This is a genomic window from Halarchaeum salinum, from assembly GCF_039520965.1.
GTDB lineage: Archaea > Halobacteriota > Halobacteria > Halobacteriales > Halobacteriaceae > Halarchaeum > Halarchaeum salinum.
The window spans coordinates 58,454-80,983 of the sequence record NZ_BAAABL010000042.1 but is presented as its reverse complement, the minus strand read 5'-3'; the positions used below and the strand labels follow the sequence as shown (position 1 = coordinate 80,983).

General features: G+C 68.7%; 24 protein-coding genes. 17 read left to right on the top strand and 7 right to left on the bottom strand.

Features of this window, described 5'->3' with window-relative positions:
• Nucleotides 1-97 precede the first annotated feature (97 nt).
• Entirely contained in the window at nt 98-334 is a 237-nt protein-coding gene (locus tag ABDZ36_RS06150) for a DUF5816 domain-containing protein (protein ID WP_211311192.1), read from the bottom strand.
• Between the two features lie 87 nt (nt 335-421).
• Between ABDZ36_RS06150 and ABDZ36_RS06145 the strand changes: the two genes are divergently transcribed.
• Complete coding sequence (locus ABDZ36_RS06145) at nt 422-823, top strand: universal stress protein (RefSeq protein ID WP_211311191.1); 402 nt, start codon at nt 422-424, stop codon at nt 821-823.
• On the opposite strand, the gene ABDZ36_RS06140 is transcribed toward ABDZ36_RS06145, so the two are convergent.
• Nucleotides 807-1,712: a mechanosensitive ion channel family protein gene (locus ABDZ36_RS06140; protein ID WP_211311190.1), complete on the bottom strand. Its 906-nt coding sequence runs from the start codon at nt 1,710-1,712 to the stop codon at nt 807-809. The two genes, ABDZ36_RS06145 and ABDZ36_RS06140, sit on opposite strands and share 17 nt — an antisense overlap.
• 93 nt (nt 1,713-1,805) lie before the next feature.
• On the opposite strand from ABDZ36_RS06140, the gene trmB reads away from it, so the two are divergent.
• On the top strand, nt 1,806-2,858 hold the full coding sequence (gene trmB, locus ABDZ36_RS06135; RefSeq protein WP_211311189.1) for an HTH-type sugar sensing transcriptional regulator TrmB: 1,053 nt from the start codon (nt 1,806-1,808) through the stop codon (nt 2,856-2,858).
• Nucleotides 2,859-3,216: 358 nt separating this feature from the next.
• Here trmB and ABDZ36_RS06130 read toward each other — a convergent pair whose 3' ends face one another.
• Nucleotides 3,217-4,512: a DUF92 domain-containing protein gene (locus ABDZ36_RS06130; protein ID WP_211311188.1), complete on the bottom strand. Its 1,296-nt coding sequence runs from the start codon at nt 4,510-4,512 to the stop codon at nt 3,217-3,219.
• Between the two features lie 92 nt (nt 4,513-4,604).
• On the opposite strand from ABDZ36_RS06130, the gene ABDZ36_RS06125 reads away from it, so the two are divergent.
• Complete coding sequence (locus ABDZ36_RS06125; RefSeq protein WP_211311187.1) at nt 4,605-5,213, top strand: undecaprenyl diphosphate synthase family protein; 609 nt, start codon at nt 4,605-4,607, stop codon at nt 5,211-5,213.
• A 161-nt stretch (nt 5,214-5,374) separates the two neighbouring features.
• On the opposite strand, the gene uppS is transcribed toward ABDZ36_RS06125, so the two are convergent.
• A complete protein-coding gene (uppS, locus tag ABDZ36_RS06120; protein WP_211311186.1) occupies nt 5,375-6,292 on the bottom strand; it encodes a polyprenyl diphosphate synthase in 918 nt (305 codons plus the stop codon).
• Nucleotides 6,293-6,470: 178 nt separating this feature from the next.
• Between uppS and ABDZ36_RS06115 the strand changes: the two genes are divergently transcribed.
• From ABDZ36_RS06115 to ABDZ36_RS06090, 6 genes are all read left to right on the top strand, one after another.
• Nucleotides 6,471-6,896 (top strand): DUF5778 family protein, encoded by a 426-nt coding sequence (locus ABDZ36_RS06115; RefSeq protein WP_211311185.1) that lies wholly within the window; start codon nt 6,471-6,473, stop codon nt 6,894-6,896.
• A gap of 136 nt (nt 6,897-7,032) precedes the next feature.
• A complete protein-coding gene (locus tag ABDZ36_RS06110) occupies nt 7,033-7,698 on the top strand; it encodes a precorrin-2 dehydrogenase/sirohydrochlorin ferrochelatase family protein (RefSeq protein WP_211311184.1) in 666 nt (221 codons plus the stop codon).
• The gene (gene hemA / locus ABDZ36_RS06105; protein WP_211311183.1) at nt 7,695-9,014 is read left to right on the top strand and encodes a glutamyl-tRNA reductase; all 1,320 of its coding nucleotides are present in this window, start codon (nt 7,695-7,697) and stop codon (nt 9,012-9,014) included. Before ABDZ36_RS06110 ends, hemA begins: the two co-directional genes overlap by 4 nt.
• 40 nt (nt 9,015-9,054) lie before the next feature.
• Nucleotides 9,055-9,330, top strand: a complete 276-nt coding sequence (locus ABDZ36_RS06100) for a 4a-hydroxytetrahydrobiopterin dehydratase (protein WP_211311182.1) — start codon at nt 9,055-9,057, stop codon at nt 9,328-9,330.
• Nucleotides 9,331-9,702 carry an LWR-salt protein gene (gene lwrS, locus ABDZ36_RS06095; protein WP_211311181.1) on the top strand — a complete coding sequence of 124 codons (372 nt, stop codon included), beginning with the start codon at nt 9,331-9,333 and terminating at the stop codon, nt 9,700-9,702. It begins immediately after the preceding gene.
• A gap of 34 nt (nt 9,703-9,736) precedes the next feature.
• Complete coding sequence (locus tag ABDZ36_RS06090; protein WP_211311180.1) at nt 9,737-10,378, top strand: HAD family hydrolase; 642 nt, start codon at nt 9,737-9,739, stop codon at nt 10,376-10,378.
• Between the two features lie 3 nt (nt 10,379-10,381).
• Here the strand turns inward: ABDZ36_RS06090 and ABDZ36_RS06085 are convergent, their stop codons facing one another.
• Together ABDZ36_RS06085 and ABDZ36_RS06080 are read right to left on the bottom strand one after the other, a co-directional pair.
• Nucleotides 10,382-12,244, bottom strand: a complete 1,863-nt coding sequence (locus ABDZ36_RS06085; protein ID WP_211311179.1) for a molybdopterin biosynthesis protein — start codon at nt 12,242-12,244, stop codon at nt 10,382-10,384.
• Nucleotides 12,245-12,317: 73 nt separating this feature from the next.
• Nucleotides 12,318-13,550, bottom strand: coding sequence for a molybdopterin molybdotransferase MoeA (locus tag ABDZ36_RS06080; protein ID WP_211311178.1), 1,233 nt, complete (start codon nt 13,548-13,550; stop codon nt 12,318-12,320).
• Nucleotides 13,551-13,640: 90 nt separating this feature from the next.
• On the opposite strand from ABDZ36_RS06080, the gene ABDZ36_RS06075 reads away from it, so the two are divergent.
• The 8 genes from ABDZ36_RS06075 to ABDZ36_RS06040 all read left to right on the top strand — a co-directional run bounded on the left by ABDZ36_RS06075 (nt 13,641) and on the right by ABDZ36_RS06040 (nt 21,085).
• Complete coding sequence (locus ABDZ36_RS06075; RefSeq protein ID WP_211311177.1) at nt 13,641-13,991, top strand: Hsp20/alpha crystallin family protein; 351 nt, start codon at nt 13,641-13,643, stop codon at nt 13,989-13,991.
• Complete coding sequence (locus ABDZ36_RS06070; RefSeq protein ID WP_211311176.1) at nt 13,957-15,642, top strand: ABC1 kinase family protein; 1,686 nt, start codon at nt 13,957-13,959, stop codon at nt 15,640-15,642. Before ABDZ36_RS06075 ends, ABDZ36_RS06070 begins: the two co-directional genes overlap by 35 nt.
• A 55-nt stretch (nt 15,643-15,697) precedes the next feature.
• Entirely contained in the window at nt 15,698-16,078 is a 381-nt protein-coding gene (locus ABDZ36_RS06065) for a translation initiation factor IF-5A (RefSeq protein ID WP_211311175.1), read from the top strand.
• 4 nt (nt 16,079-16,082) lie between these two features.
• Nucleotides 16,083-16,949, top strand: coding sequence for an agmatinase (gene speB, locus ABDZ36_RS06060; RefSeq protein WP_211311174.1), 867 nt, complete (start codon nt 16,083-16,085; stop codon nt 16,947-16,949).
• Between the two features lie 155 nt (nt 16,950-17,104).
• On the top strand, nt 17,105-17,869 hold the full coding sequence (locus ABDZ36_RS06055) for a Nif3-like dinuclear metal center hexameric protein (protein ID WP_211311173.1): 765 nt from the start codon (nt 17,105-17,107) through the stop codon (nt 17,867-17,869).
• Nucleotides 17,870-17,908: 39 nt separating this feature from the next.
• The gene (locus tag ABDZ36_RS06050; RefSeq protein ID WP_211311172.1) at nt 17,909-18,979 is read left to right on the top strand and encodes a deoxyhypusine synthase; all 1,071 of its coding nucleotides are present in this window, start codon (nt 17,909-17,911) and stop codon (nt 18,977-18,979) included.
• A gap of 213 nt (nt 18,980-19,192) precedes the next feature.
• Nucleotides 19,193-19,387: a cold-shock protein gene (locus ABDZ36_RS06045; RefSeq protein ID WP_021780657.1), complete on the top strand. Its 195-nt coding sequence runs from the start codon at nt 19,193-19,195 to the stop codon at nt 19,385-19,387.
• Between the two features lie 249 nt (nt 19,388-19,636).
• Nucleotides 19,637-21,085 (top strand): FAD-dependent oxidoreductase, encoded by a 1,449-nt coding sequence (locus ABDZ36_RS06040; protein WP_211311171.1) that lies wholly within the window; start codon nt 19,637-19,639, stop codon nt 21,083-21,085.
• Here the strand turns inward: ABDZ36_RS06040 and ABDZ36_RS06035 are convergent, their stop codons facing one another.
• Complete coding sequence (locus ABDZ36_RS06035; protein WP_211311170.1) at nt 21,086-22,327, bottom strand: ornithine cyclodeaminase, nickel-pincer nucleotide-dependent; 1,242 nt, start codon at nt 22,325-22,327, stop codon at nt 21,086-21,088. It abuts the gene before it with no gap.
• Nucleotides 22,328-22,530 lie beyond the last annotated feature (203 nt).

The window sequence follows — 22,530 nt, the reverse complement described above, 5'->3', positions numbered from 1 at the left end:
CTCGTGCTCGTTTACCGTGTCTCGCTGGCCTCGCTATTCGCGTGTCGTTCGCTCACTCCCGCTCATCATGACGTGGTCTCGCTAGCGCTCAACCACGCTATTCGTGCGCGGCGTCCCACTCATCCGGCTTCCGGTAGTTTCCACAGTCGTTGCAGATGATGGTCCCCATGGCGTCCATCGCGTTGTCGAGCGACTCGCAGTTCGTGCAGTACCACCCGTAGCGTGTCTCGCGCTCCGGAGTCCGGTAGACGACCATGAACGGCCCCTCGTCGCCGCGTTCGCCTTCGTCCTCCGCGACGTACAGCGTCCCGTCGTCCGTCTCCACCTCGAACATACACCCTGTCGTCGCGTCGCCACCTTAACTCCCGTCCTCGGGCGTAGTGGGGAACGCTTAGGCCGCGGGAAACCCTGGGACTCAGTGATGACAACCGTCGTCGTGCCGGTCCGCTATCCGCTCACCGAACACTCGCGCGCGACGCTTCGGGCCGCCATCGACCTCGCCGCGGATCGCGACGCCAGCCTCACCGTCCTCCACGTCGATCTCTATCAGAACGATCGCCGCGTCACCTGGAGCGACCTCAAACGCACCGTCGAGCGCGCCTTCGGCACTGTCGATCGGACGCGGTACGTCGTCAGACGCTCGTTCATGGTCGAGGAGACCATCCTCGACGAGGTCGCCGCAGAGGACGCCGACGTCGTCGTGATCGGGAGCGCGCAGGTCTCGCGCTGGCGCAAAGCGCTGCGCTCGCTGCTGGGCGAACCCGACGTCGAATCCTATCTCCGCGAGCAACTCGACTGCGAACTCGTCACTGTTCCCGTCTGAGCGCGACCTTCGCCTCACCGCTCTCCTGGTCGAAGACGTGCTGGACGTGCGGGTACGCGAACTCGACGTCCTCGCGCGCCTGAATCTCGTCCCAGATCCGCGTCTGCACGACGGATCGGACGGCTGAGAGGCGATAGGGCTGTTTCGCCCAGTAGCGAAGCGTGAGATTCACGCCGCTGTCGGCGTACTCGTCGATGTAACAGCGCGGTTTCGCGGGGTAGCGCGCGCTCCCGATCCGGATGTCCGGGCCGCCCTCGATGACCTCCTCGCAGGTCGCGGCAGCACGCTCGATGGCCGAGCGGGCGGCGGGGAGGTCGCTCTCGTAGGTGACTTGTACGGTCAGCGAACAGCGGGTGCGTTCGTCCTCCGCGGAGTAGTTGACGATGTTCGCCTCGCGCATCTCGCCGTTCGGCATCACCAGAAAGGTGTTGTCGAGCGTGAACACCTTCGTGTAGCGCAGCGTGATGTCTTCGACGAAGCCGCGCTGGCCCGTGTCGGTGAACTCGATCATGTCGCCGATCTCGTAGGGCTGGTCGGCGAGGACGAAGATTCCGTTGAGGACGCTGCCGACGATCGGCGCGAGCACGAGCCCGAGCACCGCGGAGAAGACCGTGACGGAGACGACGACGTTCCCAAGCCCGAGCCCGAGCGACCAGACGGCGACGAGCACGCCCAGTCCGAGCGCACCCGTGCGGATGAGCCGGAGGACGGTGCGTGTTACCGACGGTCGCATGAAGCGGCGCGCGACGCGACGCCCGAGGACGCCCGTGAGGACGCGCCCGAGGTACCAGCCGGCGACGATGGCGACCACCGCGACGATGGGTGCGAAGTCGTGCATTAGGGCCCCAACGCGCGTGAGCGTCTCTTGGATGGCGCTGGGCCACGGCATACACGTCCGGTCGGCGGGCGCGGCGAAAAGGGTTGTCCTCGACGCCCCGCGGAAGCGGGTGGTTTTTAGCCCGACGGACGCGCACGTCCGGCCATGAGCGAGTCCGACCTCCGAACCGTCCTCGAACACGTCGGGGAGGGGTTCGACCTCGGCGAGTACGAGATCGACGCGTATCTCGCCGTCCTCGAACACGGCGAGCTGACGGCGAGCGAGATCGCGGACCGAACCGACGTCCCACAGCCCCGCGTCTACGACACCGTCCGGAGTCTCGGGGATCGCGGGCTCGTCGAGATCCGCGAATCGCGTCCGATGACCGTCGTTGCCGTCGATCCCGAGGAGGCCTTCGCAGGGTTACGCTCCTCGCTTACCGACCTCGTCGACGACCTCGAGGGGCTCTACACCGCCCCGGAACGTGAGACCGAAGCCGTCTCCCTCGTCAAGAGCCGGACGACGATCCTCCGCTACTTCGAGGAGGTCATCACGCGTGCCGAGTACGAGCTCGCGCTCTCGCTAACGCCGTCGCTCGTCGCGCGCTTCGAGGAGGAGCTCGCGGCGGCACGCGAGCGCGGCGTCGACATCGAGTTGATCGTTACCCCAGCCGCCGACGCGCCCGACCGACGGACGTACGACTACGGCCACATCGCGAACGCGGTGCGTGCCCGCCGCGGCGTCACGACACCCCTGCTCGCCGTCGCCGACGGGGACTACTCGATCTACGCGACGCAGGGAGCGATCGGGCCGAACCCCGATCAGTACGCCGTCATCTTCAACCGCTCCGCGCTCGGCTTTCTGGTGCTTGGGTTCTTCGGGACCGTCCTCTGGACGACCGCCGAAACGGAGCTCCTCGCCGATGGCGATGCACCGACGCTCCCGCGACGCTACGCCTCGATCCGCCGGTGCGTGAAGGACCTCGAAACCCTGGAGGGCGACCTCTACGCGACCGTCGAGGGCCGCGACGTCGAGAGCGGCAACACGCGCACCGTTCGCGGACGGATCGTTCGGACGGAGCACGAGGAGACGGAGGAGGTGGCGACTGTCCACGTTGAGACGGACGACGGCGACGTCGTCACCGTTGGCGGCCGCGTCGCCGCCTACGAGGACGTCGAGGCCTACGAGATCACGATTGCGCGCGACGGCGCGCCCTGAGAGCCGTCGGGGTTGACGGTGGTCCCGAAACGTTAGTTGAAAGAGGGGCGCTAAATCCCCTTCCTCAAGGAGTCGTTCAAAAGACGCGACGCGTCTTTTGTGATGGCGAGAGAGCGTCGCTCTCTCGAACCCCCCGACCTCAACGAAGCAACACCGCGTGTTGCTGAGTAGGGCGGCGTAGTTCACTTGAGTCGTCTACTTGCTGAGAGGGTGGACAGTTCTGAGCAAGCAGACGGTTCAATCCACGAAGACCTGCTCCGTAACGTCCTCGTCAAGCGAGTTGGCGAGGAAGTGGCCCTCAACCTCGACGAGAACGCAGAGCTGGCACCTGTCCCCTGGAACTCGCGCTATCTCTTCTTTAGAACGCGACGAGCCCGAGAGCGGTCGCGAGCAGCGCGCTCGCAGCGCCGCCACATCCCGTGGCGAGCGCGTTGACCGTCTGATTTCCAACGTATCCTCCCTCTATCGTCGCGCCCGCGAGGCTGTCGACCGTCATGCCGACGACGCCGCCGGCGAGGACGAGCGCCGCACTGACGGTTGAGAGCGGGAGGAGCGCGACGGCGAGGACGGCGACGACGAGCGCGCCGGCTATCCCGGCGAGTTCGCCCTGCCACGTCACCGCGCCGTCGGTTCCCGGCGGGACGGTCTCGAACGTCGTGAGGAGGTGTGGCGGGCCGTAGAGCGTGCCGACTTCCGAGGAGAGCGTGTCCGCGAGCGCGGTGGCGACGCTCCCCGCGAACGCGAGGACGAACAGGCTGCTGGGGACGGGGAGCGCCGGCCCGGCTGCGTAGCCGAGGAGCGCGACCAGCGCGGCCAGCGAGTTCCCGAGGACGTTGCCGCTCCCCCGCGCGCCATCGTTCTCCTCGGCGACGCCGATGTCCGCCTTCTCGTCGTAGCGGTATTTCGAGGCGAGCCCGCCGACCGCGAAGAACGTCACCAGGACGACGAACCAGCCGTACCCGCCGAGGACGACGGCGAGGACGCCGAGGAACACACCGGTAAGCATCCCCGTCACCGACGCTGCGCCGAGGCCGTAGGAGAGGCCGCCGAAGACGACGGTGAGAACGACGGCGACGGCGACTCGCGTCCATGACGGCGCGGGCGCGAGCGTCGTCAGCAGCCAGCAGAGCAGCCCAACCGTGAGGACGACGTACGGGTAGTCTCGCTCCGTGAGGCTTTCGCGCAGGAGGCCGGCGAGCAGCGCCGCGCTGACCGCGAGGAACGCCATCGTGGGCGTCGCCGTGGCCGCGACGACGACCTGCCCGAGGAGCGCGCCGACGAGCGCGGTGACGACGAAGCCGACGCTCCCCGCGGCCGCGTCTGCTCGGTATTCGACGACGAAGCGCCGCCCGAAGTCGCCGTAGCCCACTGCGAGGATCGCGGCGGCGAAGACGCCGGTATCGATGCCGAACGCGGGGACGAGGAGGCCGAGACCGGTCGCGGCGAGCGCGAGCCCGACCAGCGACCAGAGGCGTTCTGCCTTCTCGTCCCACGGGTAGGCGAACAGCCGGAACGCCGGCCCGCCCGTGACGGCGTAGGCGCACGCGGCGACGACGACGAACGGAGCCGCCGCGAATCGCCCGAGGAGGGGCGCGGCGAGCGCGAACGTCGAAACGAGCGCATACGCCGCGGCTCGGCGAAGCGGCAGAGTCACTACCGGCGGATATCGCTGCGGCCGTACTTAAGGATCCCGAACGACGGAGCGGGACGTGAGGTTTAGGGTCGCTCGACCCGCATAGTCGCTCCGTGGGTCTGTATGACCGCTACCAGTCGTGGCGCGTCCGGCGCGTCGACGCCGCCGTTCCGGACCACGTCGCGCTCGTCATCACCGAACGCGACCTCCTTGAAGCCGGCGCGTACGACACGCTGGAGCGGTTCCTCGACCTCGCCGTCGACCACGGCGCGTCGCGCGTCACCGTCTCGGTGAGCGTGCTCGATCGCGCCGTCGTCCCGACGCTCGAGCGCGAACTCACCGCGGTATCGAGCCCCTGCGAGGTTGCCCTCCGCGGGCCCGACGATACCGAGCGCGCCGACGCGCCCATCCAGGTGAGCATCGGCCTCGGCGGCAAACACGAGTTCGCGAAGGCCGTGCGGGCCATCGCAGCGGACGTCGACGCCGGCGACCTCGCCCCCGTCGACGTCGATGAAGCCGTCGTCGAGGAGCACCTCGTCTTCCCCGCCGACCCCGATCTCCTCATCAAGACCGGGGCGGAACGCCTCTCGGATTTCATGATCTGGCAGTCCGTCTACTCGGAGCTCTACTTCACCGACGTCAACTGGCGGGATTTCCGGGCGCGAGATTACCTTCGCGCGATCCGGGAGTACCAGGACCGTCAGCGGAGATTCGGGCGGTGAACGAGCGTCGCAAGTGAACCGCCCGAATAACGCGAGTCGCAGCGCGCGAGTGTACGAGCGCGACATCTCGCGGTCGTTTGGCCGCTAGGCCAAATCAGGGAGTGGAACATCGTGGAACGATCGAGGCTTAGGGGGTGAACGCTGGCGTCTGTCGCGTCCCCTCAGTCCGCCCGCGACTCGGGATCCGCCTCGGCGTCGACCTCCGCGCTATCGGGGACGTATTCGCGGAGGCGTGCGAGGACATCGCGCGCTTCTTCGACCTCGACGCTCCCGAACGCTCGGACGAGCGCGAGGGCGCGTTCGGCCTTCGCGCGCTGCCACGACGCCTCGCGGGACTCGTAGGTGCGGATGGCGCGCAGGAAGTCGACTTTCGAGAACGCCGGCCAGTAGGGTGCACAGAAGAAGACGGCGGCCTCGTTGCCGTTCGCGTGCCACGGGAGGAAGTTCGAGGTGCGTTCGTCGCCGCCGGTGCGGACGATGAGGTCGACGTCCCGCACGGGGTCGTCGTGGAGGCGGGACTCGATCTCGGCGACGTCCACCTCCTCGGGACCGAGGTCGCCCCGGTCGACGGCGCGCGCGACGTCGCGGGCCGCGCCGAGGAGTTCTGCGCGCCCGCCGTACGCGAGCGCGACGTTCAGCGTGAAACCGTCGTAGCCGGCGGTGCGGCGCTCAGCGTAGTCGATAGCGTCGCGGACGCGTTCGGGGAGGCGTCGCGTTTCGCCGAGCGCGCGGATCCGCACGCGCTGGTCGTGGACGCGTTCGGCGTCCGCGAACTCGCGGAGCTTCGTTTCGAGGAGGTCGAAGAGCCGCTCGCGCTCTTCGGGCGGACGCTCGAAGTTCTCCGTGGAGAACGCGTAGAGGGTGAGTTCCTCGACGCCGAGTTCGGCGCACCAGTCGAGGACGCGCTCGGTGGTCCGCGCGCCGGCTTGGTGGCCGTCGCTCGGGTCGTCGCCGCGCTCGCGCGCGTAGCGGCGGTTGCCGTCCTGAATGACCGCGACGTGCGCCGGCGCACCCGAGAGTTCGTGTCTGAGGACGCGCTCGTAGGCGGCGTCGAAGCGGCGGCGGAGCCACCCTCGCATACGCTCTCGGTTACGCGTCGGCCGGTATGAGCCTTGCCCTCTCCGCTACGATCGGCCAGTCACGGGTTCGATGCGGCCCCACTTGTGGGTCGTCCGCTCCTCGCTCGTGTGACCGGTCGTGCTGAGGCGCGACTCGCGGACCGTGAGCCCTTTAGCCGGGACTCGCGTGAGCCCGACTATGACCGAGACGGCGAACGCGGACCTCTACCGGCGCGCGGCTGACTTGCTGAAACCCGGCGAGATCACGCTCCACGGCGCGGTCGTCCACACCGATCTCGACAACGAAGCGGAGAGCCTCCTCCACCAGCTCACCCTCGAGGCCGGGGACGTCGTCGCGGAACACGCCGGCGTCGACGCGAGCGACACCTACGTCTACTCGGGTAACGACGACGACCGCTTCGGCGTGAACCAACACCAGGGGCTCACCGTCGCGGACGACGAGTTCGTCTGGGAGTGCCAGCAGCTCATTCGTGACGACACGTACGACCTCGTGCTCTACTGGGAGGCGGGCGACGACCTCGACACCGTTGTCACGGACCTCGAAGCGCTCGATGACGCCATCGCGGTCGTCGGCGTCACCGAGGACGGCTGGGACGCGGCGTGAGGCGGATGTGGCACGAGTGGCGACAGAGGATCGAGATAGCTGACGCTCGAAGACGGCATGTGATCGCGACAACCGCCATGCGAACACGGCGAGCGCGGCGAATGCGGCGAACACAGCGATTGCGAGGTGGGGTCGCGTGATCCCGCTCGCCTTCGACTTCACGGACGAGTCGGTGCTCGTCGTCGGCGGCGGGACGGTCGGCGCGCGCAAGGCGCGGCGGTTCGCCCGCGAGGCGCGCGTCGTCGTCCTCAGCCCCACGTTCGCGACCGCGGACTTCGGCGAGGCCGACCGCGTGCGCGCGAGGGCTGACGCCGAGTTGCTCGACGCGTGGGTGTCGCGCCTCGATCCTGCACTCGTCGTCGCGGCGACGGACGACTCGGAGACGAACGACGCGGTCGTGGCAGCGGGGCGCTCAGCGGGCGCGCTCGTGAACCGGGCCGATCACGCGGGCGAGCGGGTGTTCGACGACGTCGCCGTGCCCGCGACGGTCCGGGACGATCCGGTGACGGTCGCGGTGTCGACGGGCGGGTCGAGCCCCGCGCTCGCGAAACACCTCCGCGAGCGGATCGGGGCGACGATCGACGGTGCGGGGGCGATGGCCGACCTCTCCGCGGGGCTCCGCGATGACCTCCGCGAGGCGGGCGTTCCCCCGGCGCAGCGACGCGACGCGGTCCGCGCCGTCGTGCGGTCGGAACCGGTTTGGAAGGCTTTACGTAGCGCAGCCACCAAGGACGACCAAGCGGTCGACGACGCCGTCCGAGGGGTCGTGGCGGAGGTCGTCGACACGGAGCACACAACGTGAACCGGAATACGAGCGTCGTCTCGGGCGTCCGCGTCGCCCACCCCGAGGCGACCGTCGAGGACATCGAGGACGCCCGAGCGGAGAGCACTGCGGTATTGCTCGACGCGCTCGGCGCACAGGGACGCGTCGAGGAGACGTACGCGCTCCAGACGTGTAACCGCGTGGAGGCGTACGTCGTTACCAACGACCCGGAGACGGGGCGACGCGCGCTCGACGCCGTCGGCCTCGGCGACCACCCGGCGGCCGTCGAGATGGGCCACGAGGAGAGCCTGCGCCACCTGATGCGCGTCGCGGCCGGTCTGGAATCGCTCGTCATCGGGGAGGATCAGATCCTCGGCCAGGTCCGTCGCGCCTACGAGGCGGCGGTCGATTCGGGCGATATCGGCCCCGTGCTCGAGGAGGGCGTGACGAAGGCCATCCACGTCGGCGAGCGCGCGCGCACCGAGACGGCGATCAACGAGGGCGTCGTCAGCCTCGGGAGCGCCGCCGTCCACCTCGCTGACACGGAACTCGATCTTGCCGACGCGAGCGCGCTCGTCGTTGGGGCGGGTGAGATGGGGTCGCTCGCCGCAAAGGCGTTCGACGCCGCGGGTGTCGGCGACATCGTCGTCGCTAACCGGACGCCCGAACACGCCGAGTGGGTGCATGCGGATCTCGGCGCAGCCGGCCGCGCCGTCGGCCTCGATGCCCTGCCACGCGTGCTCGCCGACGCCGACGTCGTCGTCGCCGCCACCGGGAGCGACGATCCCGTCGTCACACCGGTCGTCGCGCGCGACGCGGGCGAGACCTTCTACGTCGACCTCGGCCAACCGCGCGACGTCGCGCCGGCCATCGCCGAGCAACCGACCGCGGACGTCTACGACCTCGACGATCTGGAGGACGTCACCACGCAGACGCGCGAGCGGCGGTCGGTCGCGGCCGTCGCCGTCGAGTCCATCGTCGATGAGGAGCTCGATCGCCTCCTCTCGCAGTACAAGCGCAAGCGCGCGGACGCCGTCATCGCGCAGATGTACGAGGGCGCGGAGCGCACAAAGGACCGCGAGGTCGCAACCGCGCTCTCCCGGCTCGAGGCCGCGGGCGACGACAGCATCAGTGACGCCGAACGCGAGGTCGTCGAATCGCTCGCCGACGCACTCGTCTCACAACTCCTCGCCGCGCCGACCCGGAGCCTCCGCGAGGCCGCCGGCGAGGACGACTGGGAGACCATCGCGACCGCGATCCGGCTCTTCGACCCCGACGTCGAGGGTGTTGACCCGCCCTTCGGCGACGGGAGCGAGTCGCCGCGGTTCGCGGCCGTCGAGAGCGAGACCGACTGACGCCCCCACGGTTTTCCCTTCTGGACGCGTACCCGGACGTATGAGTGAGACACTCAGCGACGAGGAGGTTGAGGAGCGCCTACCGCCCGAGTGGGAGTACGTCGACGACGAGATCGTCCGCACGTACGACTTCAACGACTACCTCGCGGGCGTCGCGTTCGCGAGCGAGGTCGGCGAGCTCGCCGACGAGGCCTACCACCACCCGACGATCGTCATCGAGTACGACACCGTCGAGGTCCGATTCACGAGCCACGAAGCCGGCGGCGTCACCGAGCAGGACCTCGAACTCGCCGCGGAGTGCGACGCGCTACGATAAATGGAGGGGCGCTACGCCTTCGCCGTCCGTTTCCGCCTCGATCCGTCGCGAGATGTGACCGTCGAACCCAACGAGTTCGAGACGCGCCTCTTCCGCGAGGCCGAGCCGCCCGGCGAGGACGGGTGGCTGTTCTTCCGCGATAACCTCTGGCGTGGTGAGATCGCCGACGAGTCGCACTTTCGCGACCTCGCAGCCGAGGCGCTCGGCGTCACCGTCCTCGACGTCGACTATCGGGCCTTCGAGATGGACGAGGCGTATCGGGAGGCGTTCCGCGAGGCGATCGCGGCTGACCTTGACGCCTTCCGCGCGGAGAACGTCGATGAAGTCGTGAACAAGTACCTCGGCAGCAGCGTCGAGGTCGAGTCGGAGTAAACCACTTCCCGATCGGGGCCCTCTTTCGACGTGAATGCAGACGCGTCCGGCCTACGACTACTGGCTGCTCGACCTCGACGGGACGCTCGTCGACACGGAGTGGGCGTACGTCCGCGAGACCTTCGATCGCGTCGAGGACCGGCTCGGCGTCTCCTTCAGCGACCGGCAGGCCGAAGTACTCTGGCACGGCCTCGGTGGGGACCGCAACGACAGCCTGCGCGAGTGGGGGTACGACCCCGCGACGTTCTGGCCGGTGTTCGACGAGATCGACGATGCGACGGCGCGCGCGGAAGCGACGTACCTCTACGACGACGCGTCGTTCGTCGCCGACCTCGAGGGACCGACCGGCCTCGTCACGCACTGTCCGGCACCGATCACCGACGTCGTCCTCGATCGTCTCGACCTCCGTGACTGGTTCGACGTCGTCCTCCCCTGCGACGAGGAGACGGGGTTCAAACCCAATCCCGAACCGCTCCACCGTGCGCGTGACGACCTCGACATCGGGGCGGACGCGCGCGGCGTTTACGCGGGCGACGGGACGAGCGACGTCGACGCCGCCGCGAACGCCGGCCTCGACTCGATCCACGTCGAGCGCCACGACCCCGGCCGCCGCGGCGTCTGCGTGCTCGGCGACCACCGGATCGAGTCGTTCCACGACCTCGCGGGCCGACGCTGACGGCTACTGTGCTTCGTACCCCGGCAGGTCGTCGGCGAGTCCCGCGACACCATCGAGCGCGGCAGCGAGCGTCTCGACGCCCGCCTTCTCGCGACGATCCGGGTTCACGAGCACCCGCACGCGTTCCGTGCCGAGCGACACGAACCCGAGACCGAGTGTCGCGGCGCTCGCTCGCAGGCCGAGACCGACGTCAGCGTCGCCGCGCGCCACCGCACGCGCCGGGGATTCGTGGGCGCGAACGGTGCGCTCGTAGCCCCGGATGTCCTGGGGGTCGACACCGGACTTCTCGAGCGCGGCGTCGAACGACGCGCGGAGGCCGCTCGCCGTCGTTCGGTTCACGATGCTGCGATCGCCCGTCGCGAGATCAGCGAGATCCGTGACGCCCGCGGGGTTGCCCTCGGGGACGATGAGGCCCCACTCACGCGTCCACGCGGCGATTTCTTCTGTCGCCTCGTCCGGCTCTCCGGGACCGCTCGCGACGACGACGTCTGGGAGGCCGTCGCGGAGGCGGCGGAACCCCGACCGCGTCCCCTCGGCGAGGTAGCGCGGGTTCCGCGCGGCGTCGAGGGCGCGCGCGAACAGCGGGTCGTCCTCGCCGACGCAGAGCGCGGCTGGCGGGCGGACGTCGGGTGAGAACAGCTCGACCGTCACGGCCTCGTCCGCGGCGAGATAGTCGGTGTCGGCGTCCATCTCGACGACGCCGTCCGCCTCGACGAGCGACGTCGTCGCGCCGCTCCCCTTGTCGACGTGGTAGACGAGCGTCTCGCCGGTGCCGTCCGTGACGAGGCCGACCGGCATCAGGCGGGTTCGGCCCTGCCCGTAGCGCTCCCCGGTCGCGAGCCGGCCGGTGACGGTTGCGCGCTCGGGCTCCCGGCGGCCGGCGGCCTCGCGGATGGCGGGCGCGACGAACGTCCGGAAGATCGTGAGCGCGGAGACGGGGTAGCCCGGGAGGCCGACGTACGCCGAGCCACCGAGACGGCCGACGAGCATCGGCTTGCCGGGTTTGATCGCGACGCCGTGGAAGAGGAGGTCGCCGCGCTCCTCGATGACGCGGTAGACGACGTCGACGGCGGAGGCGGAGGTCGAACCCGAACTCAGGACGAGGTCGCACTCGTCGGCCGCGGTGCGGAGCTGGCGCGCCAGCTCGTCGTAGTCGTCGCCCGCGTGCGGGTAGAGAACGGCCTCGCCGCCCGCCTCCTCGACGGCCGCGGCGATCGTATAGCTGTTGACGTCGTGGATCTCGCCGGCGCGGTGGTCGAGCGCCTCGCCCGGCCGGACGAGCTCGTCGCCGGTCGAGACGACGCCGACCGTCGGCGTCCCCCGGACGGGCACCTCGGCGACGCCGAGTGCGGAGAGCAGGCCGATCTCGCGGGGCGTCAGCTCCGTCCCGGGACCGAGCGCGCGCTCGCCCGCGGCGACGTCCGCGCCCGCGGCCATCACGCTGTCGCCGGGCGCGACCGCCGCCTCGAAGGCAATCCCGTCGTCCGCCTCGTGGGTGCGTTCGACGGGCACGACGGCGTCCGCGCCGTCCGGCATCACTGCACCCGTCGATATTTCGACGCACTCGCCCGCCTCGACGTCGATGGTGGGTTCCTCGCCTGCGTGGACGACGCCGGTGCGCGGGAGAACAACCGGGTCGCTCTCGTCCGCGCCGAAGGTGTCGCGGGCGCGCACCGCGTAGCCGTCCATCGACGCCCGGTCGAACCCCGGGACGTCGATGTCCGCGTCGACGCGCTCGGCGAGCACCCGGCCACGACACTCGTCGAGTGGAACGCGTTCTGGCTCGGGCGCGAGGTCGAGCGACGCGACGACCTCGTGGGCCTCCGCCGGCGACGCGAGGTCGCGGAACTCCTTACGGTCCGTCACGACGACATCACCCGGTGTTGCTGGATGGATGCCGGTGACGCGCCGTCGCCACGCTGCTGATCGATCGGCTGGTTCATGGTCGAACCTCCCACTGCTCGACGGTGACGGTCTCGCCGGCCGCGTACCCCTCGACGGACTCGGGGATCACCACCCAGCCGTCGGCGAGCGCGACGGTCGAGAGGACGCCCGACCCGCTCGTGTGGACGGGCTCGGCGCGCGCGCGTTCTCCCGAGTCCGTGTTCGGTTCGTCGAGCGTCACCCGCGCGTACGTTCGCACGCCGGGTTCGCTTCGGAGCTTGCCCGCCAGCTCGGCCGCAACGCTCGGGAACGCCGGAGTGGGCATTCCGCCGGCGCGTTTGAGTGTCGGCCGGAGGAACTGGACGGCGTTGACGATGCAGGCGACGGGGTAGCCCGGCAAGCAGAGAACGGCCGTGTCGTCGATGACGCCCGCCGCGACCGGGTGGCCGGGTTTGAGTGCGACACCGTGAAACAGGAGCTCGCCCAGGTCGGCGACGACGTCCGGCGTCAGGTCGCGCTCGCCGACGCTCGACCCGCCGGTGGTGACGACGACGTCGGCGTCGAGGTCGCGGGTGATGGCCTCACGGAGGGCGTTGGCGTCGTCCGTCACGACGTCGCGGTAGCGCGCCGTCCCGCCCCACGACTCGACGAGCCGCGAGACGGTGAGGCCGTTCGTCTCGATCATCTCGCCCGGCTCGGGATCGGCCTGCACGAGCTCCTCGCCGGTCGGGATCACGGCGATCTGGGGTGGTTCGTACGCCTCGACCTCGCGGATGTCGCTTGCCTTCAACAGCCCGAGGTCGGAGGGACGCAGCCGGTGGCCGGCATCGTGGAGGTGTTGGCCGGCCGCGACGTCCTCGTCGGGCGCACCGACGTTCTCGCCGACCGCGACGCCATCTCGCACCTCGATGTCGTTGCCGTACTCCGCCACGTCCTCGATCATCACGACGGCGTCCGCACCCTCGGGAAGTTCGCTTCCGGTGTGGACGCGGACGGCAGTGTTCGACCCCATCGTCTCGCTCGCGCGAAGCACGGCGGGGTCGCGCTCGCTCGCGCCGAAGGTGTCCTCGGCGCGCACCGCGTAGCCGTCCATCGCCGCGCGCTCGTAGCCGGGCACGGCGCGGGCCGCGCTCGTCGGGGCGGCAAGGGTTCGGCCGGCCGCGCGCTCGACGGCCACCCGCTCCGTTCGGCCGTGCGCCCCGACGGCGTCGCGGAGCGCCGCCCGGGCCTCGGCGACGCGGGTCCGCTCCGTGAACCCGGCGTGTCGGCGTTCGGCTGTGTCGGTCATGCGCGTACCGAGGGACTGACGGGGCGAAAAACGCCCGGTATCGGTGGTGGGACCACCGCCTTTTTCGACCCCACGCCCCAACGAGCGGGTATGACCCGGCTCCGCGAGGCGCTCCGGGAGCTCCCCGACGCCGTCTTCGTCGACCTCCTGGAGGGCGACGACGCATACCGGCTCGTCTTCGACCTCCCGGGCGTCACCGCCGACGACCTCACGCTCGACGTCCGTCGCTGTCGGCTCCACGTCGACGCCCGGCGCGCGAAGGACGTCCCGGACGGGTTCCGCTACGAGCGCGAGGAGCGTCCGCTCTTCATCGAGTTCGACGTGCCGCTCCCGCCGAACGCCGTCGGCGACGGGGCGTCCGCGACGCTCGACGCGGGCGAACTCGACGTGACGATCCCGAAGGCCGATGCGCAGGCCACCCCCGTCCCCGTCGAGGAGTAGCGTGGCGTCGCTGCGTGCGTATCGGCGGTTCGTCGTCGTCTGCTGGCGGTTCCTCCCGCTCGTCTGGTCGTACGCGCGCGACCGGCGGCGGTTCCTGCTCGTCGGCGGCCGCCGCAACGTCTCGACGGAGCGCCAGCAGCGCCGCGCCAAGCGCCTCGTCGACAACCTCCTGACGCTCGGACCGACGTTCATCAAACTCGGCCAGATCCTCTCGACGCGCCCGGACGTCCTCCCGCCGGTCTACGTCGACGAACTCACGCAGCTCCAGGATCGCGTCCCGCCGGCGGACTGGGCCGACGCCCGCGAGGTGTTAGAGGACGAGGTCGGCCCCGTCGAGCAAGCGTTCGACGCGTTCGACACGGAGGCGATCAGCGGCGCGAGCCTCGGGCAGGTCTACACCGCGACGCTCGACGGCGAGCGCGTCGCCGTCAAGGTCCGCCGTCCCGACATCGAAGCGCTCATCGAGGCCGACCTCCGCGCGATCCGGTGGCTGCTCCCGGTGTTGCTCTTCTTCGTGGACGACTCACGAGCGTTCAGCCTCCGCAACGTCGCCAACGAGTTCTCGACGACGCTCCGCGAGGAGATGGATTACTCGCGCGAGGCGACGATGCTCACGGAGATTCGCGCGAACCTCGTCGATGACCCCGACGTCGTCATCCCCGAGGTGTACGAGGAGCGCTCGGGCGAGCGCGTGCTCACGATGCGCTACGTCCCCGGGACGAAGATCAGCGACACCGCTGAACTCGAACGACACGACATTGACCGGACTGCGGTCGCAGAGACTCTGGAGCGGACCTACCTCCAGATGATCGTCACGGACGGCGTCTTCCACGCCGACCCACACCCGGGAAACCTCGCGGTGCAAGAAGACGGCACCATCGTCTTCTACGATTTCGGGATGAGCGGGCGGGTCGACGCGGAAGTCCAAGACCACATCGTCGACTTCTACGTCGCCGTCGCGAACCAGAACATCGAGTCCATCCTCGATACGCTGATCGAGATGGGGACGCTGAGCCCCGACGCCGACCGCGCGACGATGGCCGAGGTGATGGAACTCGCCATCGCGGACGCCCGCGGCGAGGACGTCGAGCAGTACCGTGTCCAGCAGATCGTCTCGAAGGTCGAGGACACGATGTACGAGTTCCCGCTGCGCCTCCCGCCGAACCTCGCGCTCGTCCTCCGCGTCGCGACCGTCGTCGAGGGCGTCTGTCTCACGCTCGATCCCGACTTCGACTTCATCACCGTCGCCACCGACTACCTCGGCGAGCAAGGCTACTACGAACGCGGTGCCCGACAGCTCCTCACCGAGGCTGGCGACCAGTTCGAGGCGTCGGCGCGCTCCTCGCTGCGTCTCGCGCCGAAACTCGACCGGATGCTCAACCGTCTCGATCGCGACGACTTCTACGTCCGGGCGGCAGTCGAGGACTCGACGGGGTCGCTCGACGCCCTCGCGAAACGCCTCGTCACCGGCCTGCTGTTCGGCGCGGGGGCGGTCTCGACCGGGCTGTTGTACGTCGATGGGGCCGAGACGGCGGCGCTCGTCGTTGGCGTCGCCACGCTCGGAGCCGGTCTCCTCTGCTGGCGGTCGTTCCGCCATCGTCGCGGCGGGCGGACGACCGCTAGCCTCGCTCCCGGCCGTGGTGAGCGATAACGGCCCACTGACGCGTTCCAAACCGTTTATACCCGGCAGGCGAGAATCCGGGTGCATGGCGAAAGAGCAGAAGGAAGTCCGTGACCTCCAGGAAGGCAACTACGTCATCGTCGAGGACGCCGCGTGTAAGATCGACGGCTACTCGACAGCCAAACCCGGGAAGCACGGGAGCGCGAAGGCCCGCATCGAGGCCCGCGGGGTCTTCGACGGCAAGCGCCGTTCGCTCAGCCAGCCGGTCGACGCGAAGATCTGGGTGCCGATCATCGACCGTAAGGGCGGTCAGATCGTCTCCAAGGAGTCCGACACCGTCGTGCAGGTGATGGATCTCGAAACCTTCGAGACCGTGACGATGGAGATCCCCGAGGACGTCGAGGTCGAGCCCGACGACGAGATCGAGTACCTCGAGTGGGAGGGCAAGCGCAAGGTCCTCCAGTAATCGAATGTTTCCCGGCGCGACGGCGGACCCCTCTGCTCCCGCATACACGGTCGTCGGCGCGCCGCTCGACGTCTCGACGTCCTTTCGACCGGGGGCGCGTTTCGGTCCGGAACGCGTCCGCCGGTTCGCCGGGACGTTCGAAGACTACGACCGCGCGACCGACCAATCCTTTTCGACACTCGACATCGCCGACCACGGCGACGTTCACGCGTGGAACGATCCCGCGGAGTACTGCGACTACCTCGCGAGCGTCTGTCGCGAGATTGACCGCGACGGTGCCGTCCCGCTGACGATCGGCGGTGAACACACCGTCTCGCTTGGCCCGATCCGGGCCCTCGAGCCGGATGTCGTGGTCGTCTGTGACGCCCATCTCGATCTGCGCACCGAGTACGACGGCGACCCGTGGAGCCACTCGACAGTGACGCGCCACGCCCTCGATGTCGCCGACGAAGCCGTGATTCTCGGGGCGCGCTCCGGGAGCGAGGCGGAGTGGGTGCGTGCGGACGAGAGCGACGTGACCGTCGTCGAACCGGACGCCGTCGGGGCGTGGACGCCGCCCGGCGACTACGCGATGCGGGACGTCTACCTCTCGGTGGACGTGGACGCCGCCGATCCCGCGTACGCACCCGGGACCGGCACGCCCGAGCCGTACGGGCTCACCTCACGCGAGCTCCGTGACGTCGTGCGCGCCGTCGCGCCGCACGCGTCGGGCTTCGACGTTGTCGAGGTGAACGACCGCGACGACGGCCAGTCGGCGACGCTGGCGGCGAAGCTCCTTCGAGACTTCGTCTTCGCGCACGCCGACGCGACCGCGGGCGCTGACACCGACGTCGATGCGGACGGGTCGCTGGACGGCGACGACTCGTCGTAAGGGCGAACAGGTGGCGTCTCGGCTTCCGTCGGGGCCACGCCACCGGTTTCACGGCGGCCACCGACGGGCGGCTCTCAGGACATGTCCCGGCGTTGATCCGTTTTCGCGTTTGAACTCCCCGACCCTTCTTGTCCGCGGGCGTTCGTCCCTCTCGTATGCAACTCCCGGAGATCGTGGCGCGCTACGACGAGCGACTGCGGACGGACGACTATGCGGACGTGGACGCCTCCGCGAACGGCCTGCAGGTCGGCCCCGAGGAACGCGAGGTCGAGCACGTCGCGTTCGCCGTCGATGCGGTTCGCGAGACCGCACTCGCGGCCGCTGACACCGGCGCGGACCTGCTCGTCACCCACCACGGCCTCTCGTGGGGCGGGATCGAGCGTGTCACTGAGCGCCAGCACGGTCGGATTGCGCCGCTGATCGAGAACGACATCGCACTCTACGTCTCCCACCTCCCGCTTGATGGCCACCCGGCACTCGGGAATGCGGCGGGGATTGCGGATCTGCTCGGCCTCGACGACGTCGAGGGGTTCGGCGCGGTCGGCCCGGAGACGGTCGGCTTGCGCGGGCACGCGGACGGGATCAAGCGTGTGGACGTTCAGCAATTCCTCGAGGCCGAACTCGACCACGGCGGGACGGGCGTGCGCTGTCTCGACTTCGGCCCGGAGACGATCGAGGACGTCGCGGTCCTGACGGGCGCGGGCGCGGACTTCCTCGACGAAGCGGTCGCCGCCGGCGTCGATACGTTCGTGACGGGCGAACCGAAGGGCAAGACGTACCACGAGGCGAAGGAGGCGGGGCTCAACGTCTTCTGTGGCACACACTACGGGACGGAGACATTCGGTGTGCGCTCGCTCATGGGCCTCGCCGAGGGGTGGGGGCTCGAAACGACGTATCTCGACGTGCCGACCGGGCTCTGAGTCGGGTCATTGAAAGCGCTGTCGCCCCGATAACGCCCTATGAGCGATCACGAGGACGACCACGGTGACGGCGAGAACGGGCACGAGACGCCCGAGCGCGAGGAGTTCGACCACGACCCGCTCGGCCACGCGGACGTCCGCGCAGGCATGACGGTCGGCGAACTCGTCGAGCAGTACGGAAACGCGGGGATCGGCGCGGCGGACGTTTCACACGCCGTCGACACCTACGCGGAGATGCTCGGGAACGACGACGTGACGAACTTCTTCGGGCTCGCGGGCGCGATGGTACCGACGGGGATGCGCCGGATCGTCGCGGACCTCATTCGTGACGGCCACATCGACGTGCTCGTCACGACGGGCGCGAACCTCACGCACGACACGATCGAGGCGATCGGCGGCAAACACCACCACGGCCACGCGGGCCCCGACGACCACCGGATGAGCGCGGACGACGAGCACCTCGGGATGAGTGAACGCGACTACGACGAGTCGCTGCGCGAGGAGCAGGTCGATCGGATCTACAACGTCTACCTCCCCCAGGAGCATTTCGCGCTCTTCGAGTCCCACCTCCGCGAGAACGTTTTCCCGACGGTCGAGCGTACGGTGTCGATCCAGGAGTTCACCGAAGCGCTCGGAAAGGCGAACAGCGAGCGTAACGCGGCCGAGGACGTTGATGAGGGTGCGGGGATCGCGGCCGCGGCCTACGAGAACGACGTGCCGATCTACGTTCCCGCGATCCAGGACTCCGTGCTCGGCCTCCAGGCGTGGATGTACTCACAGACGTCGGACTTCACGCTCGATGCGCTCTCGGACATGACGCACCTCACGGACATCGCGTTCGACGCGGAGCGCGCGGGCGCGATGCTCGTCGGCGGCGGCGTCCCGAAGAACTACGTCCTCCAGACGATGCTCGTCGTCCCCGAAGCGTACGACTACGCGGTTCAGCTGACGATGGACTCGACGGACACCGGTGGGCTGTCGGGCGCGTCGCTCGACGAGGCGCGCTCGTGGGGAAAGCTGAAGCCGAGCGCGGCGAACGCGACCGTTGTCGGCGACGCGACGATCACGCTCCCGCTCGTGACGGCGGCGACGCGCGAACGCATCGAGTAGCGCGGCGTCGACGAGCGCGACAACCCTGTGACGACCGATATCGAGGCGCGACCGGCGCTGAATACACGTTTCACCGGTTCGATCGCCTATAACCGACGGAGTGGTCGGAATACCACTCTATCCAGGAACACCGATACATTTGTACAAATCGAGTCGTATGTTGAACACGGTCACGGAATACTTATCCGTGGGGCGGACGTTCGTATATTTGTAATGGCACACGGTACGGTTGACTTCTTCAACGACACGGGCGGCTACGGTTTCATCGAGACTGACGACGCGGACGAGGACGTTTTCTTCCACATGGAGGACGTCGGTGGCGAGGACCTCACTGAAGGTACGGAGATCGACTTCGAGATCGAGGACGCCCCGAAGGGCCCGCGCGCGACGAACGTCGTCCGCGCATAACTAGGTTTCACGGCGTCGCCACACGGCGACGAAGTGGAGTCGCGATTTTTCTGGACGCTACGTTCGTGAGCGGCGGCGCTCGCAGCCAATACTCCAGTCGAGAACGAGCGCCGTTGCTCGGCACGATCGCCGGTTCTTACACGACCGTCGAACCCGCGATTCGACGGTCGTCGGCCGCTCACGCGCCGATAAAACATGAGTTAAGCGGGTGGAGTGTGAGATCTGAGATAGCCCGACCCCACCTTAACCATGTCCGGAGAGTACGACTTAGTCATCGTCGGCGGCGGAATTAGTGGCGCATCGCTCCTCTACACGGTCGCGAAGTTCACCGACGTCGAGTCGGTCGCGCTCGTGGAGAAAGAAGACGAGATCGCGGCGATCAACTCCCACCACACGAACAACTCCCAGACGCTCCACTTCGGCGACATCGAGACGAACTACACCCTCGAGAAGGCCGAGGAAGTAAAGGAGGGTGCGGAGCTCCTCGCCGGCTACCTCGAGAACCACGACGCCGAGCGCGAGATGCACTCGAAGCGTTCGAAGATGGTGCTCGGCGTCGGCGACGAGGAGGTCGAGAGCCTCGAAGAGCGCTACCACGAGGAGGGATTCGGCGACCTCTATCCGAAACTCCGGCCGATCGGCCGCGAGGAGATCGGGGACGTCGAACCGAAGGTCGTCGAGGGTCGTGATCCGGGGGACGAGCTGCTCGCGCTCCAGACGCCCGACGGCTACGTCGTCGACTACGGCGCGACCGCCCAGTCCTTCGTCGAGGCCGCAAAGGAGGAGGACGGCGTCGACGTCTTCACCGGCACGAAGGTCGAGGACGTCACGGAGACGACGCGCGGGTACACGCTCACAACCGACGAGGGGCCGTTCGACTGCGACGTTGCCGTCGTCGCCGCGGGCTCGCACAGCCTCCAGATCGCAAAGGAGATGGGGTACGGCGAGGACCTCGCGCTCCTCCCGGTCGCGGGGAGTTTCTTCCTCGCCGAGGACGGCCCGCTGAACGGGAAAGTGTACACCCTCCAGATGAAGAAGCTCCCGTTCGCCGCGGTCCACGGCGACGCGGACGTCCACGACGACTCCATCACGCGCTTTGGCCCGACCGCAAAGGTCGTGCCGACGCTCGAACGCGGCCGCCTCGGGACCGTTGAGGACTTCCTCGACGTCTTCGGGCTCAACCTCCCCTCCTTCCTCAGCTACGGGAACATCCTCGCCGATCGTATCCTCTTCCCGTTCGTCATTCGAAACCTCATCTACGATCTCCCCGAGGTCGGGCGTCGGGCCTTCCTTCCGGACGTCCAGAAGGTCGTGCCGACGATGGAACTCGACGACATCAAGCGCGCGAAGGGGTACGGCGGTGTCCGCCCGCAGATCGTCAACACGGAGACGTACTCCCTCGACATGGGCGAGGCGAAGATCGTCGGCGACGACATCGTCTTCAACATCACGCCCTCGCCGGGTGCCTCCACCTGTCTGAAGAACGCCATGCGCGACACCCACACCGTCATGGACTTCTTCGACAGCGACTACGAGTTCGACGAGGAGGCCTTCCGCGCCGACACCATCGACGCGTTCCCGCACGCCGACGAACACGCGGAGGAAGGCGTCGCCGCGACGCCCGGTGACGATGCGGAGAGCGAGGCGGACGACGAAGACGCGACGGCGAGCGGTGAGGACGGCGAGAGCGAGGAGTAACTACTCGCTTCTGTTCTCGCCGAGCAGTTCATCCGCGAGCGTCGGCACGAACGTCCCGACGTCGGTGACGAGGCCGACCGCTTGTGCGCTCCCGCGATCCAGCAGCTGCGTGACCGTCGCGGGGTTGATGTCGACGCAGACGACGCGTGTCGAGGAGGGCAGGCAGTTCCCGACCGCGACGGAGTGTAACAGCGTCGAGAGCATCACGACCATGTCGGCCTCGTGGGCCTGCCGGCGGATCTCGCCTTGCGCCTCGATGGTGTCCGTGATCGTGTCGGGGAGCGGGCCGTCGTCGCGGATCGAGCCCGCGAGCACGTAATCGACGTCGTTCTCGACGCACTCGTACATCACGCCCTCCGTGACGAGGCCGTCGTCGACCGCCTCGGTGATCCCGCCCGCGCGGACGACCTCGCTGATCGTGTAGATGTGGTGTTTGTGGCCCTTCCGGGGGTGCTCTAAGGTCTCGATGTTCATGCCGAGGCTCGTCCCGTAGAGCCCGCGCTCGATGTCGTGGGTGGCGAAGCCGTTGCCGGCGGAGAGCGCGTCGACGTAGCCCTCACGGACGAGTTCGGCGAGCGCGTCGCCCGCGCCGGAGTGGATGACCGCCGGGCCGGCGACGACGAGGACGTTCCCGCCCTCGGACTTCACCTCCTGAAGTGCTTTTGCGACCTTCCGAATACGCGACTCGGAGGGCCGTTCGGCGGAGACGCCGCCGCGCATGAAGCCGAACGCGCCCGAGGCGTCCCGCGGGCGATCCGGCGGCCGGACGCGGATGCCCGCCTCGCCCGTCACCACGAGGTCGTCCGCCTCGATGCCGTTCAACACCTGCGTACGCGCCGTCGGCTCACCTTCGGGGTCCTCGACGACGATCGCGCAGTCCATCTCGATGTCGTCGACCGCGATCCATTCCCCGCCGACGCGCACGTCCGTCGGATGGTTCGTCGTCGAGTAGAACCCCGCGGGCACCACGCGATCCGCGGGCGCGGGCGTCAGCGTCGCGTCGTCCGGGTCCGCCGGGTTCACCCCCGACTGGTGGAGTTCGTGTACGATCGACTGGAGCGTTGCGTCGTCCGGCGCGAGCACGCGCAAGCGCGCGTATGACTCCTCGTCCTTCGCCCGCCCGACGTCGAACGCCTCGACGTCGAAATCCCCGCCGAGGTCCATGATGACCTCGAAGCAACGCTGCATCGTCCCCGAGTCGATGATGTGCCCCTCCAGTTCGACGGTCCGCGAAACGGTCATACGCGGTGGTGGCCGCGCGGTACAATCAGGGTTGCGCCGTCGCGACGGTGACGTTTTACGCGACGCCGCGATAGATCGAGACGGCCGATGACGAACGCACCGGGCCGAGCCCGGGGTGGCACCCGAGCGATGACGAGCCCTATGAGTGCCGAGGCCACCGCTTTCTCTCGGAGCCGATGCGGGATATGATAACCGTGGAGCGC

Coding starts and splice junctions, on each gene's coding strand:
- uppS (WP_211311186.1), bottom strand. CDS start 6,292: ATGCGAGGGTGGCTCCGCCGCCGCTTCGACGCCGCCTACGAGCGCGTC.
- ABDZ36_RS06145 (WP_211311191.1), top strand. CDS start 422: ATGACAACCGTCGTCGTGCCGGTCCGCTATCCGCTCACCGAACACTCG.
- ABDZ36_RS06090 (WP_211311180.1), top strand. CDS start 9,737: ATGCAGACGCGTCCGGCCTACGACTACTGGCTGCTCGACCTCGACGGG.
- lwrS (WP_211311181.1), top strand. CDS start 9,331: ATGGAGGGGCGCTACGCCTTCGCCGTCCGTTTCCGCCTCGATCCGTCG.
- ABDZ36_RS06050 (WP_211311172.1), top strand. CDS start 17,909: ATGAGCGATCACGAGGACGACCACGGTGACGGCGAGAACGGGCACGAG.
- ABDZ36_RS06150 (WP_211311192.1), bottom strand. CDS start 334: ATGTTCGAGGTGGAGACGGACGACGGGACGCTGTACGTCGCGGAGGAC.
- ABDZ36_RS06140 (WP_211311190.1), bottom strand. CDS start 1,712: ATGCCGTGGCCCAGCGCCATCCAAGAGACGCTCACGCGCGTTGGGGCC.
- ABDZ36_RS06065 (WP_211311175.1), top strand. CDS start 15,698: ATGGCGAAAGAGCAGAAGGAAGTCCGTGACCTCCAGGAAGGCAACTAC.
- ABDZ36_RS06040 (WP_211311171.1), top strand. CDS start 19,637: ATGTCCGGAGAGTACGACTTAGTCATCGTCGGCGGCGGAATTAGTGGC.
- ABDZ36_RS06045 (WP_021780657.1), top strand. CDS start 19,193: ATGGCACACGGTACGGTTGACTTCTTCAACGACACGGGCGGCTACGGT.
- ABDZ36_RS06070 (WP_211311176.1), top strand. CDS start 13,957: ATGCGCAGGCCACCCCCGTCCCCGTCGAGGAGTAGCGTGGCGTCGCTG.
- ABDZ36_RS06075 (WP_211311177.1), top strand. CDS start 13,641: ATGACCCGGCTCCGCGAGGCGCTCCGGGAGCTCCCCGACGCCGTCTTC.
- trmB (WP_211311189.1), top strand. CDS start 1,806: ATGAGCGAGTCCGACCTCCGAACCGTCCTCGAACACGTCGGGGAGGGG.
- ABDZ36_RS06080 (WP_211311178.1), bottom strand. CDS start 13,550: ATGACCGACACAGCCGAACGCCGACACGCCGGGTTCACGGAGCGGACC.
- ABDZ36_RS06115 (WP_211311185.1), top strand. CDS start 6,471: ATGACCGAGACGGCGAACGCGGACCTCTACCGGCGCGCGGCTGACTTG.
- ABDZ36_RS06035 (WP_211311170.1), bottom strand. CDS start 22,327: ATGACCGTTTCGCGGACCGTCGAACTGGAGGGGCACATCATCGACTCG.
- speB (WP_211311174.1), top strand. CDS start 16,083: ATGTTTCCCGGCGCGACGGCGGACCCCTCTGCTCCCGCATACACGGTC.
- ABDZ36_RS06100 (WP_211311182.1), top strand. CDS start 9,055: ATGAGTGAGACACTCAGCGACGAGGAGGTTGAGGAGCGCCTACCGCCC.
- ABDZ36_RS06055 (WP_211311173.1), top strand. CDS start 17,105: ATGCAACTCCCGGAGATCGTGGCGCGCTACGACGAGCGACTGCGGACG.